Origin of the sequence: Spiribacter aquaticus, from assembly GCF_007625215.1 — a bacterium.
GTDB classification, from domain to species: domain Bacteria; phylum Pseudomonadota; class Gammaproteobacteria; order Nitrococcales; family Nitrococcaceae; genus Spiribacter; species Spiribacter roseus.
The window spans coordinates 121,633-139,090 of sequence record NZ_VMKP01000001.1 but is presented as its reverse complement, the minus strand read 5'-3'; the positions used below and the strand labels follow the sequence as shown (position 1 = coordinate 139,090).

General features: G+C 64.0%; 19 protein-coding genes. 11 read left to right on the top strand and 8 right to left on the bottom strand.

Translation table 11 applies throughout. The annotated features are described in order from the left end of the window. Positions 1-12 precede the first annotated feature (12 nt). Positions 13-1,911, top strand: coding sequence for a polysaccharide biosynthesis protein (locus FPL11_RS00670; protein ID WP_144346825.1), 1,899 nt, complete (start codon positions 13-15; stop codon positions 1,909-1,911). On the opposite strand, the gene FPL11_RS00665 is transcribed toward FPL11_RS00670, so the two are convergent. The 5 genes from FPL11_RS00665 to FPL11_RS00645 all read right to left on the bottom strand — a co-directional run bounded on the left by FPL11_RS00665 (position 1,845) and on the right by FPL11_RS00645 (position 10,213). Next, entirely contained in the window at positions 1,845-3,248 is a 1,404-nt protein-coding gene (locus FPL11_RS00665; protein WP_159308520.1) for an O-antigen ligase family protein, read from the bottom strand. The two genes, FPL11_RS00670 and FPL11_RS00665, sit on opposite strands and share 67 nt — an antisense overlap. A gap of 261 nt (positions 3,249-3,509) precedes the next feature. Then, positions 3,510-4,727, bottom strand: coding sequence for a DUF3322 domain-containing protein (locus FPL11_RS00660; protein ID WP_144346823.1), 1,218 nt, complete (start codon positions 4,725-4,727; stop codon positions 3,510-3,512). Beyond that, on the bottom strand, positions 4,724-8,098 hold the full coding sequence (locus FPL11_RS00655; RefSeq protein ID WP_144346822.1) for an ATP-binding protein: 3,375 nt from the start codon (positions 8,096-8,098) through the stop codon (positions 4,724-4,726). The genes FPL11_RS00660 and FPL11_RS00655 overlap by 4 nt, the downstream gene beginning before the upstream one ends. 73 nt (positions 8,099-8,171) lie before the next feature. Next, entirely contained in the window at positions 8,172-8,774 is a 603-nt protein-coding gene (locus tag FPL11_RS00650) for a DUF4194 domain-containing protein (RefSeq protein WP_144346821.1), read from the bottom strand. A gap of 5 nt (positions 8,775-8,779) precedes the next feature. After that, positions 8,780-10,213, bottom strand: coding sequence for a DUF3375 domain-containing protein (locus tag FPL11_RS00645; protein WP_144347241.1), 1,434 nt, complete (start codon positions 10,211-10,213; stop codon positions 8,780-8,782). A 112-nt stretch (positions 10,214-10,325) separates the two neighbouring features. Between FPL11_RS00645 and abiEi the strand changes: the two genes are divergently transcribed. The 3 genes from abiEi to FPL11_RS00630 all read left to right on the top strand — a co-directional run bounded on the left by abiEi (position 10,326) and on the right by FPL11_RS00630 (position 11,689). Then, on the top strand, positions 10,326-10,886 hold the full coding sequence (gene abiEi / locus FPL11_RS00640) for a type IV toxin-antitoxin system AbiEi family antitoxin (protein ID WP_144346820.1): 561 nt from the start codon (positions 10,326-10,328) through the stop codon (positions 10,884-10,886). 141 nt (positions 10,887-11,027) lie between these two features. Continuing rightward, positions 11,028-11,303, top strand: coding sequence for an AbrB/MazE/SpoVT family DNA-binding domain-containing protein (locus FPL11_RS00635; RefSeq protein WP_144346819.1), 276 nt, complete (start codon positions 11,028-11,030; stop codon positions 11,301-11,303). Further along, the gene (locus tag FPL11_RS00630) at positions 11,300-11,689 is read left to right on the top strand and encodes a type II toxin-antitoxin system VapC family toxin (RefSeq protein ID WP_235013489.1); all 390 of its coding nucleotides are present in this window, start codon (positions 11,300-11,302) and stop codon (positions 11,687-11,689) included. The genes FPL11_RS00635 and FPL11_RS00630 overlap by 4 nt, the downstream gene beginning before the upstream one ends. 13 nt (positions 11,690-11,702) lie before the next feature. On the opposite strand, the gene FPL11_RS00625 is transcribed toward FPL11_RS00630, so the two are convergent. Next, the gene (locus FPL11_RS00625) at positions 11,703-12,587 is read right to left on the bottom strand and encodes a fructosamine kinase family protein (RefSeq protein WP_144346818.1); all 885 of its coding nucleotides are present in this window, start codon (positions 12,585-12,587) and stop codon (positions 11,703-11,705) included. Positions 12,588-12,718: 131 nt separating this feature from the next. Here FPL11_RS00625 and FPL11_RS00620 point away from each other — a divergent pair, with 131 nt between their 5' ends. The 7 genes from FPL11_RS00620 to FPL11_RS00590 all read left to right on the top strand — a co-directional run bounded on the left by FPL11_RS00620 (position 12,719) and on the right by FPL11_RS00590 (position 16,508). Further along, on the top strand, positions 12,719-12,973 hold the full coding sequence (locus tag FPL11_RS00620; protein ID WP_200833610.1) for a type II toxin-antitoxin system Phd/YefM family antitoxin: 255 nt from the start codon (positions 12,719-12,721) through the stop codon (positions 12,971-12,973). Positions 12,974-13,026: 53 nt separating this feature from the next. After that, positions 13,027-14,112: a dTDP-glucose 4,6-dehydratase gene (gene rfbB, locus FPL11_RS00615; RefSeq protein ID WP_144346817.1), complete on the top strand. Its 1,086-nt coding sequence runs from the start codon at positions 13,027-13,029 to the stop codon at positions 14,110-14,112. A 32-nt stretch (positions 14,113-14,144) separates the two neighbouring features. Further along, positions 14,145-14,387, top strand: a complete 243-nt coding sequence (locus tag FPL11_RS00610) for a type II toxin-antitoxin system Phd/YefM family antitoxin (protein WP_144346816.1) — start codon at positions 14,145-14,147, stop codon at positions 14,385-14,387. Positions 14,388-14,418: 31 nt separating this feature from the next. After that, the gene (locus tag FPL11_RS00605) at positions 14,419-14,970 is read left to right on the top strand and encodes a glutathione peroxidase (RefSeq protein WP_144346815.1); all 552 of its coding nucleotides are present in this window, start codon (positions 14,419-14,421) and stop codon (positions 14,968-14,970) included. A gap of 114 nt (positions 14,971-15,084) precedes the next feature. Beyond that, a complete protein-coding gene (locus FPL11_RS00600; protein ID WP_144346814.1) occupies positions 15,085-15,894 on the top strand; it encodes an ElyC/SanA/YdcF family protein in 810 nt (269 codons plus the stop codon). A gap of 75 nt (positions 15,895-15,969) precedes the next feature. Further along, positions 15,970-16,227, top strand: a complete 258-nt coding sequence (locus FPL11_RS00595) for a prevent-host-death protein (RefSeq protein WP_069134400.1) — start codon at positions 15,970-15,972, stop codon at positions 16,225-16,227. After that, the gene (locus tag FPL11_RS00590; protein WP_144346813.1) at positions 16,224-16,508 is read left to right on the top strand and encodes a type II toxin-antitoxin system RelE/ParE family toxin; all 285 of its coding nucleotides are present in this window, start codon (positions 16,224-16,226) and stop codon (positions 16,506-16,508) included. Before FPL11_RS00595 ends, FPL11_RS00590 begins: the two co-directional genes overlap by 4 nt. Before the next feature lie 52 nt (positions 16,509-16,560). Here the strand turns inward: FPL11_RS00590 and FPL11_RS00585 are convergent, their stop codons facing one another. Both FPL11_RS00585 and rpiA read right to left on the bottom strand, forming a co-directional pair. Further along, positions 16,561-16,761 (bottom strand): DUF2905 domain-containing protein, encoded by a 201-nt coding sequence (locus tag FPL11_RS00585; protein ID WP_069134399.1) that lies wholly within the window; start codon positions 16,759-16,761, stop codon positions 16,561-16,563. A 5-nt stretch (positions 16,762-16,766) separates the two neighbouring features. Continuing rightward, entirely contained in the window at positions 16,767-17,429 is a 663-nt protein-coding gene (gene rpiA / locus FPL11_RS00580) for a ribose-5-phosphate isomerase RpiA (RefSeq protein ID WP_069134398.1), read from the bottom strand. Between the last annotated feature and the right edge of the window lie 29 nt (positions 17,430-17,458).

Genomic DNA, 17,458 nt, shown 5'->3' with positions numbered 1-17,458 from the left:
AGGGATTGAACAATGGGCCGACCGAAAAAACGCGCCACCATGCTGGTCGGGGATGCCCTGATGATGGCATTCGTGGTCTGGGCGGCGTTTGCACTGCGCATGGGCGAGGGGTTCTCGGTCAAGTTCTACCAGTTCTGGTACCTGCACCTCCTCCTGCCGGCGATCAGCCTGCCGCTTTTCTACATCTCTGGGATGTACAACTCGGTCCTTCGGCACATGGGCCCCTCCGATGTCTGGTCAGTGGTGCGCGGGGTGACCCTCTCGACCCTGGCGTTCATCCTGATCGTGGTGCTCGGTGACCTCGTCGCCGTTCCGCGGACCACCCTCACGATCTACTGGCTGATTGGCCTGCTGTTCATCGGCGGCAGCCGTTTTCTGGTGCGGGCGTGGCATCAGCACTATGCGCGCTCGCGCGGCAATCAGGAGCCCGTGGCCATCTATGGCGCCGGCGCGGCCGGGCTGCAGTTGGTGAGCTCGCTGATGGCCACGGGTGAACATATCCCGGTCGCCTTCATCGATGACAACCGCCAGCTCCATGGCACGCTTGTGCGCGGCGTGCCCGTGTACCCGTCGAGCGAGCTGGATCGGCTGATCCGGCGCCTGAGCATCCACTCGGTGCTGGTGGCGTTACCGTCGGTTTCTCGCCAACGCCGCCGCTCCATCATCAAGGCACTCGAGCGCTATCCGGTGCATGTCCGCACGATTCCCAGCATGACCGATCTAGTGACCGGCTCCGCGCGGCTCCGGGATGTGCGCGAGGTGGATATCGAGGACCTGCTCGGTCGCGATCCGGTCGACCCGGATCAGCAGTTGCTCGAGGGATCGATCACCGGACGCTCGGTCATGGTGACCGGCGCGGGAGGCTCCATTGGGGGTGAGCTCTGCCGCCAGATCATCCAGCTTCGCCCCCGGCGCCTGGCGATCTTCGAGCGCTCGGAGCTGGCGCTCTATCGCATTGACCGCGAGCTCCGCGCCCTCGCCAAGACCCATGGCCATGACTGCGAGATCATCCCGCTGCTTGGATCGGTGGTGCATCGCCGGCGCATGACCGAGTGCATGCGCAACCACGGCATCGAAACCGTCTATCATGCCGCCGCCTACAAGCATGTCCCGCTGGTGGAGGCCAACCCGCTCGAGGGGATCCGCAACAACGCCTTCGGGACCTGGCATACGGCGGCTGCGGCCGAGGCGGCTGGCGTGCGGTCGTTTGTCCTGATCTCCACGGACAAGGCCGTCCGGCCGACGAGCATCATGGGCGCGACCAAACGCATCGCTGAGCTCGGTGTTCAGGCGCTGGCCGCAGAGGCCTCGACAACGGTCTATAGCATGGTGCGGTTCGGCAATGTCCTTGACTCCTCGGGCTCGGTCATCCCGCTGTTTCGTGAGCAGATCCGCGAGGGTGGGCCGGTCACCATTACCCATCCCGATGTCACACGCTATTTCATGACCATCCCCGAGGCGGCGAGCCTGGTCATTCAGGCCGGCTCGCTGGCGAAGGGTGGCGAGGTGTTCGTGCTGGATATGGGCGAACCGGTCCGTATCCATGAGCTGGCGCGACGGATGATCCAGTTGAGCGGCTTCACGGTTCGGGACCGGGAGAACCCGCACGGTGATATCCCGATCGAGTATATCGGCCTGCGCCCGGGCGAGAAGCTCTTCGAGGAGCTCCTGCTCGGTGAAAACTGTGAGCACACCGATCACCCGATGATCCAGCGCGCGCGGGAGGAGTGTCTGCCCGTCGGACGCATCGTCGAGTGTCTGGAGTGCTTGGAGACGGCTTGTCGGGAGCAGGATGTGGAGGCGGCTGAGCGGATGCTCGGTGAGTGCGTGGTGGGTTTTGAGCGTCAGGACGCGCGGGATTCATTCGCATCGCTGACAGCGCCGACCAGCACGGCCGTCATAAACGCATAGACCATCACGCCGATATTGTGGTTGAAGTTCACCTGCGTCATGCCGGTCGCCATCAGACCGAGCGTGAAGATGAGCCCGGCGGTGGGCAGGGCGATTCGGCCGGCGAGTCCCTCACGGCGGTCGCGTTCACCTCGCCGATACACACCGCTGAAGACAATGAGGGGCGACAGGTAGAGCCCAAGCAGGATCGTGGCGCCCACAATGCCCTTTTTCGCCATCACGTTCAGCCATTCGTTATGGGCATGGGTGAAGTCGGCGGCGACCGGGTCGATCACGCCCGCCGCTCCCAGGGAGCCGGTCTTGCTTACGTAGCCAAGCTCGCCCCAGCCCAGCATCGGCCGGGCCTGGATCAGCTGCCAGGCGCCTTTCCACATCTCCAGTCGAAGCTCGACACTGCGGGCGCGGACCGCGGGAGCGAGGGGATGCTCGGGTGCCGCGGCGGCTGTGGTGTCCGCCGTGTTGCCGGGAGGCGGGGTGTCGGTGCTGGCGGTGGACAGGAGATAGGTGGCGGCGGTGGTGAGCAGGATCATCGTCGCGGTTATCAGCATGAGGCGTCGCCCGCGCCCCAGTGACCCGGTGACCCAGAGCCCGATGAGCAGTGCAGGGGCGAAAGCGAGCCAGGCGCCGCGGGTGCTCGGCAGCAATGCCCCGATCAGACCGCCGCCAGCCCCGACTATAAGGGTGACGATGAGCAGCGTTCTCTGGACGTTTGGACGGTTGTGGTCGGTGGGCAGGCGCATCGCCCAGAGAAGGCCGGCCATGCACATCAGACCGATGAGAACGCTAGCGTTGCTGAACTGAATGATCTGCGAAAAGCCCGATGGGCGCGGGATGCCCTCGATCATTCGCTGCCATAACGCAACCCCTCCGGCACCGATGCCTCCCACCGCCAGACCCAGCCACAGCGCGCCCTGCTGGATACGCGCCCGGGCGAAGACGCTCAGGCAGAACGCCGCGAGCAGAAAGCGGCTGGGCCGGTCAAACTCGCGTACACCCTCGCCGCGCAGGGCCGCGTCACCCATCCAGAAGAGCGCGTAGAGGATCATGAACGCGATCACCGCCCTGACGGCACCCGGCAGGGGCGGGTGTTGTGCCCAGGTTCGACGGTTGGCGACGAGGTGGGTGATCGCCGCGATGAGCAGTGCCACCGCGCCGATGGAGTAGCCATCCGGCACGGTGAGTGCCAGCGCCGGGAACAGGAACACCGCGGCGGTGATGAACTGCTCGCTGCGGGTGAGGGGTACCGTCGGCGGCGTTGGTGTGGGTGGGTTGGATGTGTTGGTGGTGGTCAATTCATGGGTCCGGTCGTCGGTGATCAGCGCGTAATGTACCGACATTAGTGCTGTGACACATCTTTCGGGAACATGGCCGGTCATCGGATTGGCCAGCCTGTTGCCCGCAGCGGCGATTAGAAAAGCGCCTCAATATCCTGCGGCTGCCATTTTGAGCGCTCAGCGACCCTGAGCTCGAGATCGAGTGCAGCGAGAACAGCGAGGATCGAAGAGAGCTTTGAGGCCTTTGCCCCATTCTCGATGATGGATATCGCCAATATGTGATGGAGCGCATAAAGTGCAGATATGCTTTATAGGTCATATCCTTCAGTTCGTCCCCATTGACGCGCCAGTGATCGCTGCCACCGCCCGTTGCACCGCGCCAAACGCGATCCGCTCCTGTTCAAGGCGCAGGCAGTCGCCCAGCGTATTGTCCCGAATCGCCTGATAGAGGGTCTGCTCCTCCGCGGTGAGATGCTCGAGCCAGCCGGTGAAGCGCCGCGAGGCCGGTTCCTGGCCGCAGAGTGCCCAGTGGGTGTCCAGCGTCTCCCGGTCCATGAGCAGCGACCGCGTCTGCGGGAGATGATGGCGCAGCCGGTTGAGAATGGCAAAGCCGTGGGTATCGATATCCCCCCAGTAGTCGATGCGCCGCTCCTGCAGCCAGGGAACGGCGCTCAATGCCTCCACCCCGTAGCCCAGCCCAAAGATGACCAGACCGCCACGGCAGGCCGGGAATGCCAGCCCGTTGATCTCATTTTCAGTGATGAACACAGGCCCCGGCGGGATGGATAGCGCGGCGAAGTCATCCACCGGAACGCTCAGGTCGGTCAGACCAGCGATGGCGAGTGATGGGTCAAGCACGCGAAAGCGGATGAGCGTCGGGCGCTGGCGCAGGCCATAGCGCTGCGTAAACCCGTTCGCACCGGTGGCGCTGGCGTCAATGGCGGCCGGCGGTAGCACCGCGTCGAGTAGCTCGCCGAGCAACCGGCGCCGCTCGCCGATGAACTTGGTGTCGACACCAGGGATATCAAGCTGGCGTTGATAGACGCCGGGCCGCGGGTTCGCGACGAAATAATCGAGGATCGCGAGCAGTCGGGGCCACTCGTCGGCATGCGCCAGGGCCGTGAGCGGGCGGCGCATGAGCCAGTCCGAGAGCCGCGGGTGGCGATTGAGCATCTCATCCCGCAACGCACAGAAGCGCTCGACGTCGCGGCGCCGGCCGATGAGCGCGAGCCCATCGGCCTCCGTCGGCACGCTGATGCCCGTCGGCAGATCGTTCGCGCCCTGGACACGGTTGGTCACCCGTTGCCAGGTGATGGCATAACCGCAGCCGCGATGTTCCCGGCTGCCCGCCCGCAGGGCGCGGACCCAGTCGCTGACCGCGCCGAACTGCTCAGCGATGTCCCGGGCGGCCGGGCGCCTGAGTCGCAGCTCAAGGGGGAACAGTGGCTCGCCGGTCACGTGAGCGGCGAGCCAGGTCCCCTTGTCCCAGAAGCGCTGGAGCTGATCGCGGAGATCGGCGGGTTGGGTCCACTTGGCTGTCATGACCTGGATCGTCGAGCATCCCGCTCGGCCCGAAAGGCCTCGATGGTGAGGTTGCGAAGGACGGACTCGTGACGCTCGTTGGCATGAACGAAGCTCACGCTTGCCACGAAGGGTTCGATGATGTGGAGCTTTTGCATCGGTGTGACGATGAGGAGCTGCAGGTTGAGCCGCTGGAACAATGCCAGCCCATAGCGCGCCGATTCGTCCGAGCCGCGGCCGAAGGCCTCGTCGATGACCACGAACCGGAATGAGCGCGAGCGCTCGGCATGCCACTCCAGGCCGAACTGATAGGCGAGGCTCGCCGCGAGCACCGTGTAGGCGAGCTTTTCCTTCTGCCCGCCGGACTTGCCTCCGGAGTCGGCATAGTGTTCGGCCTCGGAATCGTCTTCACGCCAGCGTTCGGATGCCGCGAATACAAATGCATTGCGTACGTCCGTGACCTTGCGTGTCCAGCGCTGATCGGCCTCGCTCGTCCCCTCGCGGCCGCGGAAGCGCTCGATGATGGCCTTGACCTGAAGGAATTTCGCCTCCGAGTACTGTTCATCCTCTGAGCCGGTCATCGCCCCTTCGGTACAGGCCCGCAGAGACTGGCGGAACTCACGGATATCGGCGTCGATGGCCGGTTCGGCGAGGAGTTTGATGTAGCGGCCGGGGTTGTACTCAATCGTGTGCAGCGATCGGTTGATCGTCTCGATGCGCTCGCGGATCATTTCGCTCTGGCGGTTGAGCTCGCTCTGGAGCGCGGCGATTTCGTTGATTGTATTCTCATTGAGCAGCGCCTTGAAACGCGCCTCAAAGCGGGGCAGATCATCGGCCTGACGCTGGGTGAGCATGGTCCGGTATTCCGCCACCGCTTCGATGCTCGCATCCACCTCCCGGGTCTCCAGCGGCCAGGCATTGTTGAAATCCCGCATCCCGCCGACGATACGATCGCGCAGGGTCCTCACGCGTGCTTCGCGCGCATCGATCCGTTGCTGCAGCCAGTCACGCATGTCCCGCTCGCGGTTGTCGCAGGACTCGACCGTGAGGGTGTGCTCGCCCAACGCCTCATCGCGCATCGCGGCGAGTTCAGGGAAGTAGGTGGTCTGCGCCGTCTCAGGTGTCGCGGCCAGCAGCGTCTCGCAGTCCGCCTTGAGGGTTTCGGCCTGCTCGCGCTTCTGCTCGATGGCACTGTGCTCGCGATTGGCCGCATCGATGGCGGCATCGGTCTCGGTGATCGTCTGCTCGAGCGCGTCGAACTGTTCGCGCAGGATGCGCAACCGATCTGATTGCGCCTGCAGGGTCTCGTATTCGGCCTCGAGCCGCTCGATGGCTGTGGCCAGTGGCTGCCAGTCGATCTGGCCGAAATCGGTGAATCGCGCGAGTGCCTGAATGCTGTCGCGGCGCGCCTGCAGCGCCTGCGCCTCCCGCCGGTGCGCTTCGATCTGCTCATCGAGCGACTGCATGCGCTGCGAGAGCGCGCCCGCGGTGTGCTCGAGGGCCTCGATCTTGTTCTGATTACTCCAGCCGAGGATGAAGCGGGTGCGGTCATCGATCCGGTGGCGGTCGTCTTTCTCGTGGCGCTCGCCACCGGCCTTGATCTGACCGGCGCGCGTCAGTGCATGGGTCTCACGCCTGAAGGCCTGGAGCTCCGTACAGCAGGCATAGTCAAAACGCCGTGCGAGTGCCTGCTCAAGCCATGCGTAGAATCGCGACTCAGGCTGAATGGCGAGTTTGTGGACCAACGAGTCGGGCCGCAGATCCGCGTGGCCGCTCGACGCCGCATCGCGGACGCGATAGTAGACCAGCCGCCCGCGCAGATGGGTGCGCTCGACCCAATCGGCAACCGCTGGATACCGCTGATCCGGTACCAGCAGCGAGAGGCCGAAGGGATGCAGGACCCGCTCAATGGCCCCTTCCCAGTCGCGTTCGGCGTCGCGGACCTGAATGAGCTCACCGACGAACGGCACCTCATCGGCGTCCAGGCCGAGCCCCTCGCACAGCCGGTCGCGGATCGAGAGGATGGCCGCCGGTAGGTTGGAGCGGCGCGCCCGCAGTGACTCAAGCTCGCTGGCAATGGCCGCATGCTCGTCGGCGAGCTGGCGACGCTTGACGCTCGCCTCGGTGATCGCCTCCTGCACTTGCGCCGCGTCGGACTCGACGGCGCTCAGCACTGAGTCCAGGGCCTGTCGGTTGGCGGTGAATGTCCCGCTATCCTCGGCATCCGGCAGGTCCAGGCGATAGGCGAGGGCGCGATACTCGCGGGCGTAGGTCTGGCGCTCGTCGCGCTCGGCCCGTTTGCCCGCGATTTCGGTTTTCAGCCGCTCCAGCCGGTCACCCCCATTATCCGAGATGGCCTGGCGGAGCTCGTCACGCCGGGCGCGCTGCTCGCTCCGTTGCGTACCCAGTGTTTCGAGGCTGTGTTCAGCGCGGGCGATCGCCTGCGCGAGATGTCCCAGGCGGCTATCGAGCAGCCCGCCCTTAAGGCTCGCGAACCACGGATGCAGGGCCTCGCGACAGGCCTTGAGCGCCTCCACCTCATCAGTGACGTTGGCATGATCATCGGCGTCCGCCATGAGCGGCGCGAGCTGCTCGATCTGTTGACGCGCCGTGCGCACGGCCTCGTAGGCGCGGTTGAGATCATCGAAGTGCTCGATCAGCGCGCGGATGCGCTCATCAATCGGGAAGGCCTCGAGCATGTGCTGACGCACAAAGTCGGTGAGATTGCCGACGGACTTCATCGACACCGTCTGGCTGAACAGCATCAGGGCCTGTTCCGAGCTGATCCCGAAGCGCCGCCGGAATGCGCCGCTGTACGGCGGAAAGGTGTCGAAAACCTCAACGCCGGGCGTCTCGCGCAGGCGTTTGCGCAGGGCGTTCAGGTCGCTGCCAAAGCCGGCGAAGTCTTCGGTGATCGCCAGCGGCCGGTCGGCCACGACATAGAAGCGCTCCGGTTGCCCCTGTCGTTCGCGGAAATAGAACACCTGCGCGAGCGTGACGCTGAGGTCGAAGCCCTCGTGGTGGAACCGGGCGAGAATCACCGAATAACTGTTGTGATCGCGCAGTGACACCGGTCGGTTGCCGCCATCCGTCTCGCCGCGTTCGGATTTGTAGTAGCCCAGTACATACGAGCGCAGGCTGCGCTCCCGTGCCTCGGCGCCGGCGGCCTTGTTGTAGGTGATCCGCTGGGCGGGTACGAGCAGTGTGGTGAGCGCGTCCACGAGGGTGGACTTGCCCGAGCCGATGTCGCCGGTGAGCAGGCTGTTATCGCCGTTCGGGTCAATACACCAGACCCGGTCGTGGAAGGTGCCCCAGTTGTAGACGGCCATCCGGTGTAGCCGGAAGCCGGCGCGCCCGGCGTGGGATGCAAAATCGAGGGGCTGTGATTCCATGGGGTGTCAGTCTAGCCGTTGGCAGTCATGGCGGGGAATAACCGCCGATGTCGTACCGGCCTGCGGCCTGCCGTTATGCCTCGTCATCCGCCACGTGCTCACGGTAGGCGGCCAACTGGGTATCCAGATCGGCCAACCACTGGGCGTCGACGAATGATTTGAGGATACGGCGGACTTCGAACTGATTCGGCTGGCCGCGCAGCCGGCGGAGAAATCCCAGTTCCACCACGCGGTTGAGGTCCGAATCGATGCGGTTGACCTGTTTGGCCTCATTCGCGGATGCCGGCAGGAACACGCGAACCATGTCGACGATGTCGTCCCGCGAGACGATCAGTCGCGGATCGCCGCCGGCGGTGTCGTGCTCGGCGAGCTTTTTGCGCAGCAGCGCGAGTAGCAGGCTGACCGGATAGGCGAGCTGCCGGCGCGGGACCAGCCGCGGCCGTTCCTCGGCCGGATCATCCGGCTCACGGTGGCGCAGGAAGGCGTAGCCCTCCGCCTCGTCGAGTGTCAGCTCCAGACCAAGCACCCGGACGTAATCGCGTACCCGTGCGACGTGGTCGAGCAGTGTCTGCCAGTACTGCGGGTGCTGATCCTGGTAGAGCACGCCCTTGAAGAGCGTGATCAGCATGCTTGAGAAGCGGTTATCGGAGTCGTTGCCGGTCGGGGAGTCAGTCATGGCGCTCACCGGGTAAATAGAATGAGGGGGAGGCGCGCGCGTCGCGGCACGCCGCTCGCATCGGTCCAGGTGACGGCCTGTTCACGGTCGCTGTCGATCGCGGCATCGGCGTCGTCCGTTGCGAGACTGACGTAGGTGATGAGCTCCGCGAGTCCCTGTTCGAGGGGGTAGGTGTCGAGGAGTGCGGCGAGACTGATCTGGTCCCGGGTCTGCAGCGCGTGGCGGATGTTGGCCTGGAGCCGCTGCCGGTCGACGTACGCCTGTTCGAACAGGGCATCGGTGGCGACAGTCTCCTCGCCGACCGCGAGCGTATCGGATTCCACGACCGGCCTGGCGGGCGGTGTGAACAGGCGTCGTTCCATCGCGAGCTCCACCCGCGGTGCCGGCTCGTCGATGCTGAGCGATAACGCAGGCGGTTGATGCCGCACGGCCAGCGCGTGCTGCTCGACCCCGCGGATCACGGTCATGATCCGTTTGTCCTCCAGCCAGGCCTTGTCGTCGAGATAGCGCCGCAATTGCTCGGAGAGCCGGGCGACGGTGCGTTGTGTTGCCTCACCCGCGGCGAGCCAGTCGTAGTGGATGCGCCGCAGTCGCTCATCCGGCTCGAGCGCACTGATCGGTTCCAGTGCGAGGGCCTGGTCGAGCTTATCGACGAATGCCTCCTGCTGAGACGGCGACATGAGAAAGTCCCAGAAGGCGCGGAAACTGCGTCCCTGATCGGAATCGGTGATGGCGTCGCGCTCGCCGAGGACGTCTTCAAGCACGTCGGCCTTACTGCCCTCCCAGGTTGTGATGCGTTCACGCACCTCGCGGTCGAGGGCGCGGAAGTTCTGCTCGACCTGTCGGAAATCGCTGAGCAGACCGCGTGCGGTGGCGGCCATCTGCAGGAATCGCTCGCGGATCTGGGTGTCGTCCATTGTGGCCATACGGCCGGCGCGGATTTCGTCGATTTCCTGATCGATTGCCGCGCGCCGCCGCTCGAGGTCGCGGATGCGGGCCGCCGGATCGGATTCGGCCCCCCGGACGAGCTGATCGAGCAGATCGAATACAAGCTTGAGCCGGGATTCCGCCCCGACGAATGCCTGTTCCTCGAGACCCGAGAGCCATTGGATGGCCCGTTCGGTCGCGGGTGTTAGGTCGTAGTGCGGTTCATCGCTGTTCGCCGGATAGTACTTGCGCAGCCAGCCGCGCTCATCGCCGGCCCAGTCCGAGAGATAGTCCAGCGCGGATCTCGGGAAGGCCGACTCGCCGACCGTCTCGCGCAGGCGATAGAGCGTGTCATCGAGCTGCGTGGCGATATCCTGTTCGGGCAGGCTGCGGATGTTGGGTGCGATGAAGCGCTCGTGGAGGAAGCTGATGACCAGCGGGGCATGATCGGCGAGGAGCAGGCGCCAGGCCGGATGCTGACGCCGCAACGTCTCGAGATAGGCGTAGTCCACGGCAGCCTCTGTGTGTGTTCGGTGCATCGTGGATTGTACACGCCGGTTGCAGGATCGCGGGATCGTCAGTGCCTGTTACCCGTTTGGGTAATGCGTTAGCGGAATAAAGGTCATGAAACTGACCAATGCGCTAAAGCTTCTTGGCGAACAGGCTGCTGATGGGCGGTTTGTCTTCACCCGCCGTGACCTTGAGCGGATGATGCGCGTCGACCGCCCGTCCAACAGGGCGGCGACGCTAAAGCGCTTAGTCCAATCCGACTGGCTGCGACCCGCCGCCCGCGGCGTGTATGTCTATCCCGCAGGCCAGCGCAACGATGGCTATGATCTCGAGCGGATCGCCCGGGCCATTCGCCGCGGTGACTATAGCTATGTAAGTCTTGAATCGGCGCTCTCGGAGTGGGGAGCGATCTCGCAGGTCCCGATGGGTTATCTCACGCTCATGACAACCGGGCGCAAAGGGGTCTTTCGAACGCTATGGGGCACGATTGAGTTCACGCACACGGCAAGACCGCTCGAGGCAGTCCTGGCCGCGACGGTGAGTTCGCCGGACCGGCCGCTTCGACTGGCTACACCGGAGGCGGCGTGGCGTGACCTGAAGCGCGTGGGACGCAATTGCGACATGGTCGACCGGCAAGCGCTTGAGGAGATCATCGACGAGGGGTGCGCGGTATGAAGCTCGATGCTCTGGTGGTCGGCTGAGGTATATGCCCTGAAGGCTCAATGCACAATGCACCGTACAGGTGCCTCTTTGTGTTAAATGTGCCAAATCTTTAGAAAATGGCATATCATGCACCCCGTGGTTTAAGGAGGTCTGATGGCCCTATCAAACAACGAGATCCAGCTCGGGCCTCAAGGGCGCCTGGTTGTGCCGGCCGCGTTACGCCGCCAACTTGGCCTCAATACGGGTGAACGGCTGCTGATTCGCGTTAAGGACGGCGCGTTAATCCTGGAGCCGCGCGGGGTTGTTGAACGTCGGCTGCGGGATCGATTTTGCACGGTCGATCCGCATATCAGCCTGGCGGACAGCTTGATAGCGGATCGCCGCGCCGAAGTCGCTCGGGAAGAGGTCCCGGGAGACGACAAAGCTTGAAGAATTCGGCGTATGTGATCGATGCGTCCGCGTTATTGGCTTATCTACATGGTGAGCCGGGCGGCCCGCGAGTCGGTGATTGTCTGGACGGGGCGCTGCTGTGCAGCGTCAACCTTTGCGAGATTCTTCAGAAGGCGAAGCAGTTCGGAGTCGATATCAAAGGGCTTGAGGAGGATCTCGCCGAATTGGGTATCCGTATCGAGCCGTTCACAGCGCAGCAAGCTTGGATTGCAGCCAACTTATGGGAAAGTACCAGAGCGGGTGGACTATCGTTGGCTGACCGCGCGTGTCTCGCCCTCGCCATAGAGTCAGTGGCGCCAGTGCTAACCGCAGACCGGGCATGGCAAGCACTTGATTTATCGGTGGTGATTGAAACGATAAGATAGAATGACAGATTGATCACATTGCCACCAGCAATCGATCAATCATCCCCTCCGCTTCTCGGGCATACGGCCCACCGAACAGATTCGCGTGATTGAGGGTGTGGTAGAGCTGATAGAGCTCGCGGCGGACGGGATATCCCGCATCCAGCGGCCACACCGTCTCGTAGGCCGAGTACGCAGCCGCCGGCAGTCGGCCGAAGAGCTCGGACATCGCCAGATCACTCTCGCGATCGCCAAAGTACACCGCCGGGTCATAGAGCACCGGCGCGCCCGACCCATCAAACGCGACATTCCCCGACCAGAGATCACCATGAAGCAGTGAGGGAAGCGGGGTGTAGTCGCTGAAAAACGCCCCTAACCGTTCCGCCAGCGCCTCGCCGCGATCCTGCAACCGCCCGCCAAAGCCATTGCGACGTGCGAGGTCGAGCTGAAACCGCAGTCGATGCTCGCGGTAGAACGCCACCCAGTCGCGTTCCCAGGGATTGACCTGATGGGTGTCGCCGATGGTGTTGTCGCGATCCCAGCCGTACTGGTTCGCCGTCACTGCGTGCATGTTCGCCAACGCGTGGCCCAGCGCCGCTGCATCCCCGCGCGGACGCAGATCGATCCATTCCATCACCGCATAACTGCGATTGCCTGCGACGCCGGTCGTCAGTGGTCGCGGCACGCGCGGACCTTCGGCTGCCTCGGCGATGGCGGCGAGCCCTGCCGCCTCGGCCTCGAACATCCACAGCCGATCGGCGCGGTTGAGCTTGACGAACCAGCGTGCCGTCGGCCCCTCCAGCCGATAGGCGGCATTGATGTCGCCACCACCAACCGGTGTACGCCGCATGGGCGCGGGTGCATGACCGGATGCCTCGGCGATGGCCTGCTCAATGCGAGCCCAGCAGTCGTCGTTCATTTCATGCCCCGTGACGTGTCGCTGGTGTTAAATCGCGCACCATCCTCGCTGTCACTGCGATTCGCATCAATGCGTTGCTGAGCGCGGCAACGGCGACTACCTTGAACGGAACAATGGTCACCAAGCGGTACATGACGATGGATGCCGGTTGCATAACGCTCTCCAAGGCCAAGGCACATCTACATGAGCTGGCGGATCGTGCCGAACGGGGTGAGTCGGTGACGATCACTCGGCACGGACTGCCAGTTGTCCGACTTGTCCCCGTCGAGGTCGAACGCCAGCCCATTAATGCCGACAGGCTGCGCACGCTGACTGATCAGATGCCGATGGCTGTAGAGGAACTCGGTTCGTTCATGCGTCGGGCGCGGGAGAGTGAACGTTTTTAGCGTCGATAAGCTCAGCGTGAGCGCGCGATCACCCTTTTGCTAGACTCTATCGCATGAAAATCCTCATCACCGGTGGCACCGGGTTCATCGGCTCGGCGCTCATCCGCCAACTTCGCAGTTACCGGCGGGCCGAAATCGTCAACGTCGATGCCCTGACCTACGCCGGCAACCCCGAGTCACTCCCCGGGCTCGAGCATGATCCCGGGTATCGGTTCGAGCGGGTGGATATCCGCGATCGCGAGGCCCTCGAACGGGTCTTCCGCGAACATCGCCCGGATGCCGTGATGCACCTTGCCGCCGAGAGCCACGTCGACCGCTCGATCCTTGGGCCCGGCGTGTTTGTCGACACCAATGTGGTCGGCACCCAGAACCTGCTCGACGTCGCCCGCGCTTACTGGGAGGGCCTCGACGACCGCCCCGACGCCAGTGGCTCGAGCCCGCGCGAGCGCTTCCGTCTGCATCACATATCGACGGACGAGGTCTTCGGTGACCTGCCGCCCGACGCGCCGGCGTTCACCGAGGCGACGCCCTACGCACCGAGTTCGCCCTACGCTGCTAGCAAGGCCGCGAGCGATCATCTGGTCCGCGCCTGGCACCGCACTTATGGCCTGCCGGTGGTGATCACCAACTGCTCGAACAACTACGGGCCCTATCAGTTTCCGGAAAAGCTCATCCCGCTGATGATCCTGAACGCGCTTGCCGGCAAGCCTCTGCCGGTCTACGGCGACGGCGGCCAGATCCGTGACTGGCTGCATGTGGACGATCACGCGGAGGCGCTGTGGCAGGTGCTGCAGCACGGGGAGATTGGCCGGACTTACAACATTGGTGGGGACGCCGAGCGCACCAACCTGCAGGTGGTGGAGGCCCTATGCGAGACGCTTGAGATGATCCAGCCCACGGACATTGGCAGCGGCTATCGCGCCCTCATCACCTCGGTCACCGACCGGCCCGGTCATGACCGGCGTTATGCGATCGACAGCCGGCGCATTCAGCATGAGCTCGGCTGGCGGCCGGCGCACAGCTTCGAGCAGGGCCTGCGCGAGACCGTCCAGTGGTATCGGGATCACCCGGAGTGGGTCGCCCGCGTTCAGTCGGGGGCCTATCGCGAGTGGATCGAGGCCAACTATGCGGACCGTTAGATCGATGTGGCACCTGGGATAAGGAGGTGGCGATGGACGCGATCAGTTACACAAAAGTGAGGGCCAATCTAGCCGGCACAATGGATCAGGTGTGTGAGGACCACTCACCGGTCACAATCACACGAAGCCGTGCGTCATCGGTGGTCATGATGTCGCTTGAGGACTATGAGTCGTTGCAGGAAACGGCCTGGCTCCTTCGCTCGCCGGCCAATGCCCGGCGACTACTTGAATCGGTCGCTGAGCTGGAAGCGGATACTGAAACGCATCAACCATAAGAATCAGAACCTTCTGATCAAGGAGCACCCCATGAGAATCGCTCCAACGATTGCTGTACTGCTCACGCTGCTACTGGGAGGAATCGCCATGGCGTCCACGGCCACCGCCGGCACGGACTGGCTTGATCACGACATGCGCCGGCTGCACTCGAGTGAAGTCGTCAACGTGCAGGATCTTGCCGCGGATGCGCCGGCGGTATTGCTGGTCAATACCGCCAGTCACTGCGGCTTCACCGGTCAGTTCGAGGGATTGGAGGCGCTGCATCAGACCTATGCCGATCGTGGGCTCAAGGTGATCGGGTTCTCGTCGGATTCCTTCAATCAGGAGGCGGATGACGAGGCGGCCGCCGCGGAGACCTGCTTTGTGAACTTTGGGGTGAGCTTCGACATGATGGCGACCGTGCCCGTCCGCGGTGGTGATGCCCATCCGGTGTTCGCCGAACTGGCGCGTCAGTCCCGCGCCCCGCGCTGGAATTTCAACAAGTACCTGATCAATCCCGACGGCGAGGTGGTCGAGGTGTTCGGGGCGATGACCCGACCTGGCTCGGATAAGGTCAAGCGCGCGATCGAGCGGTTGTTGTAGATGGGAGGTTCGCTCGGTCGCCCGTGGCCGCGATACCCTTAACCTTATGACTGAAACCGACGACGGCGTCGCGTATCAACGGCGGATGCGCGCAGAGTGGCGCAGGGATAGCGTGTGTTCTTTTTCACAAAACTCGCCGGCGCGCTACTAAAGCCACTCAGCCTGGTCGTGATCGCCCTGCTGGCAGGGCTGCTCCTGGCCGCGTTCACGCGCTTCCGGCGTACCGGTCTGGCGCTGATGGGGGTGACAACGCTGGCGCTCGCCTTGATCAGTTGGTGGCCGGTGTCGAACAGCCTGATGGCGCCGCTGGAAGGCGTGTATACGCCCATTGAGGTGAGCGCACCCGACGGAGCCGTGGGCCAGGTACCGCCCAGCGACGTCGCAGCCATCGTGGTGCTGGGCGGCGGCGCCGTGGATGATCCCTCGCTGCCGTTGAGCGCGCAGCTCTCGGCGACATCCCTGCAGCGACTCATCGAGGGCATTCGGCTGTGGCGGATGCGGCCCGACGCCTTGCTGGTGACCAGCGGCGCCCTGCCACGCGGCCGGTCCCAGGCCGCTATCGCCGCGGATATGGCCGTGGCGCTGGGCGTGCCGCGGGGGCAGATCCGGATGCTGCCGGCGGCCCGGAATACCGAGGAGGAGGCGGCGGCTTATGCCGAATGGGTGAACACCCGCGATGACAACACGGCGGGCTTGCGCCAGCCCCTGCTGGTCAGCTCGGCGAGTCATCTGCCGCGGGCCATCGCCGCGTTTGATCACGAAGGCATTGAACCGCGACCGGCCCCGACCGCCCATCGGGCCATCCCACAGCAGTTCGCCCGCCCGGGTGACTTCGCGCCGAGCGCCGATGACCTGCGCACCACCGAGGCCGCCTGGCATGAGTATCTGGGCCGGGTGTGGGCGTGGCTGCGGGGTCGGGAATAGAGCCTTCAAGCGGAAGGTAAACCGATCGGTAAAGCGTGCTATTGTGAGCACTAACGATAGAACTGGAGTTGAGTGATGAGTGAACTCACGGCTAACGAGTTGAAAACTCGTGGCGTGTCCGCTATTGAGGATGCGCTGAAAAGTGACGATGAGGCAATGGTCTCAGTGCGCGGGGAGCGCCGGTATGTGGTTATGGACATGACTCAGTACACACACCTGCGCGAATGTGAACTCGAGGCGGCACTCGCGGAGTCACGCGCGGATCTTGGGGCTGGGCGCTTTGTCCGGGAATCAGCAGAGGCCCACGTGGAGCGGTTGAGCAGTAAAGGGTGAGCTATCAGCTTGTCTTCACGCAGAGTTACGAGCGGCGGGCTGCGAAATGGCTTAAACGGCATCCGGATCTTAAACGCCAGTACGCTAGGACTTTGAGTTTACTGGAGGCTGATCCGTTTCACCCTTCCTTACGTCTTCATGCGCTTCGCGGGCGTCTTGATGGACTCTATGCGGTCTCGATTAATCTCTCCTATCGCATAACGCTGGAGCTGTTCATCGCAGATGAGGAAGTAGTTCTGGTCAATATCGGTAGCCATGATGCGGTTTATCGGTCGGGGTGAGGGCTGGGCGCAGCGGCGATCCCAACCGCCGCCACCAGCGTCTGCCACGCGTCTAACGCCGCAGCCACCAGATAACCACTGACACCACGATGCTGACGATGATCGAGGTGGTGATCGGGAAGTAGCCGGTGAACCCCTCGCGGCGGATCACGATATCCCCCGGCAGCCGACCGAGGCCGAGTTTGCTGATCACCGGCCAGAGCAGACCGATGATCAGAATCGCGATACCGAGGGTGATCAGGGCCTTTTGCATGCCGCTCAGGCGGCGGTGAAACGCTGGACGCCGGTGTCGGTGCCGACCAGCAGTTCATCCGCCGGGCGGGCGGCGAACAGGCCATTGGTGACCACGCCGGCGATGTTATTGAGCGCGCGCTCCAGCGCAATGGGCTCCGCGCAGTCCAGACCCTGCACATCGAGGATGACGTTGCCGTTATCGGTGGTGAACCCCTCACGCAGCGTGGGCCGCCCGCCGTGCTTGAGCAGTTGCCGGCCGACGTAGGAGCGGGCCATGGGGACCACTTCCACGGGCAGTGGGAAGTCGCCGAGCGCCCGCACCCACTTGCTTTCATCGACAATGCAGACGAACCGCCGGGCGATGGCGGCGATGACTTTCTCGCGGGTCAGCGCGCCGCCGCCGCCCTTGATCATCTGCAGGTGGCGGGAGATCTCGTCGGCGCCGTCCACGTAAATGCTCAGTTCGCTGACGCTGTTGGCGTCGCGGACTTCGATGCCGTGGTTGCGCAGGCGCTCGGCGCTGGCCTCGGAAGCGGCGACGGCGGCCTCGATCCGCGTGTCGCTGGCGGCGAGGGCGTCGATGAACTGATCGACGGTGGAGCCGCTGCCCACGCCAATCACACTGCCGGGCTCGATGCGCTCGACGGCGGCTTCGGCGGCGGCGCGTTTCTGGGTGTCGACGCTCATGGCTTGTCTCTCCTGTACACTGTTGCCCT

Coding starts and splice junctions, on each gene's coding strand:
- FPL11_RS00665 (WP_159308520.1), bottom strand. CDS start 3,248: ATGTCGGTACATTACGCGCTGATCACCGACGACCGGACCCATGAATTG.
- FPL11_RS00610 (WP_144346816.1), top strand. CDS start 14,145: ATGGACGCGATCAGTTACACAAAAGTGAGGGCCAATCTAGCCGGCACA.
- FPL11_RS00635 (WP_144346819.1), top strand. CDS start 11,028: ATGGCCCTATCAAACAACGAGATCCAGCTCGGGCCTCAAGGGCGCCTG.
- FPL11_RS00605 (WP_144346815.1), top strand. CDS start 14,419: ATGAGAATCGCTCCAACGATTGCTGTACTGCTCACGCTGCTACTGGGA.
- abiEi (WP_144346820.1), top strand. CDS start 10,326: ATGAAACTGACCAATGCGCTAAAGCTTCTTGGCGAACAGGCTGCTGAT.
- FPL11_RS00595 (WP_069134400.1), top strand. CDS start 15,970: ATGAGTGAACTCACGGCTAACGAGTTGAAAACTCGTGGCGTGTCCGCT.
- FPL11_RS00620 (WP_200833610.1), top strand. CDS start 12,719: ATGACGATGGATGCCGGTTGCATAACGCTCTCCAAGGCCAAGGCACAT.
- FPL11_RS00585 (WP_069134399.1), bottom strand. CDS start 16,761: ATGCAAAAGGCCCTGATCACCCTCGGTATCGCGATTCTGATCATCGGT.
- FPL11_RS00650 (WP_144346821.1), bottom strand. CDS start 8,774: ATGACTGACTCCCCGACCGGCAACGACTCCGATAACCGCTTCTCAAGC.
- FPL11_RS00670 (WP_144346825.1), top strand. CDS start 13: ATGGGCCGACCGAAAAAACGCGCCACCATGCTGGTCGGGGATGCCCTG.
- FPL11_RS00660 (WP_144346823.1), bottom strand. CDS start 4,727: ATGACAGCCAAGTGGACCCAACCCGCCGATCTCCGCGATCAGCTCCAG.
- FPL11_RS00655 (WP_144346822.1), bottom strand. CDS start 8,098: ATGGAATCACAGCCCCTCGATTTTGCATCCCACGCCGGGCGCGCCGGC.
- rfbB (WP_144346817.1), top strand. CDS start 13,027: ATGAAAATCCTCATCACCGGTGGCACCGGGTTCATCGGCTCGGCGCTC.
- rpiA (WP_069134398.1), bottom strand. CDS start 17,429: ATGAGCGTCGACACCCAGAAACGCGCCGCCGCCGAAGCCGCCGTCGAG.
- FPL11_RS00625 (WP_144346818.1), bottom strand. CDS start 12,587: ATGAACGACGACTGCTGGGCTCGCATTGAGCAGGCCATCGCCGAGGCA.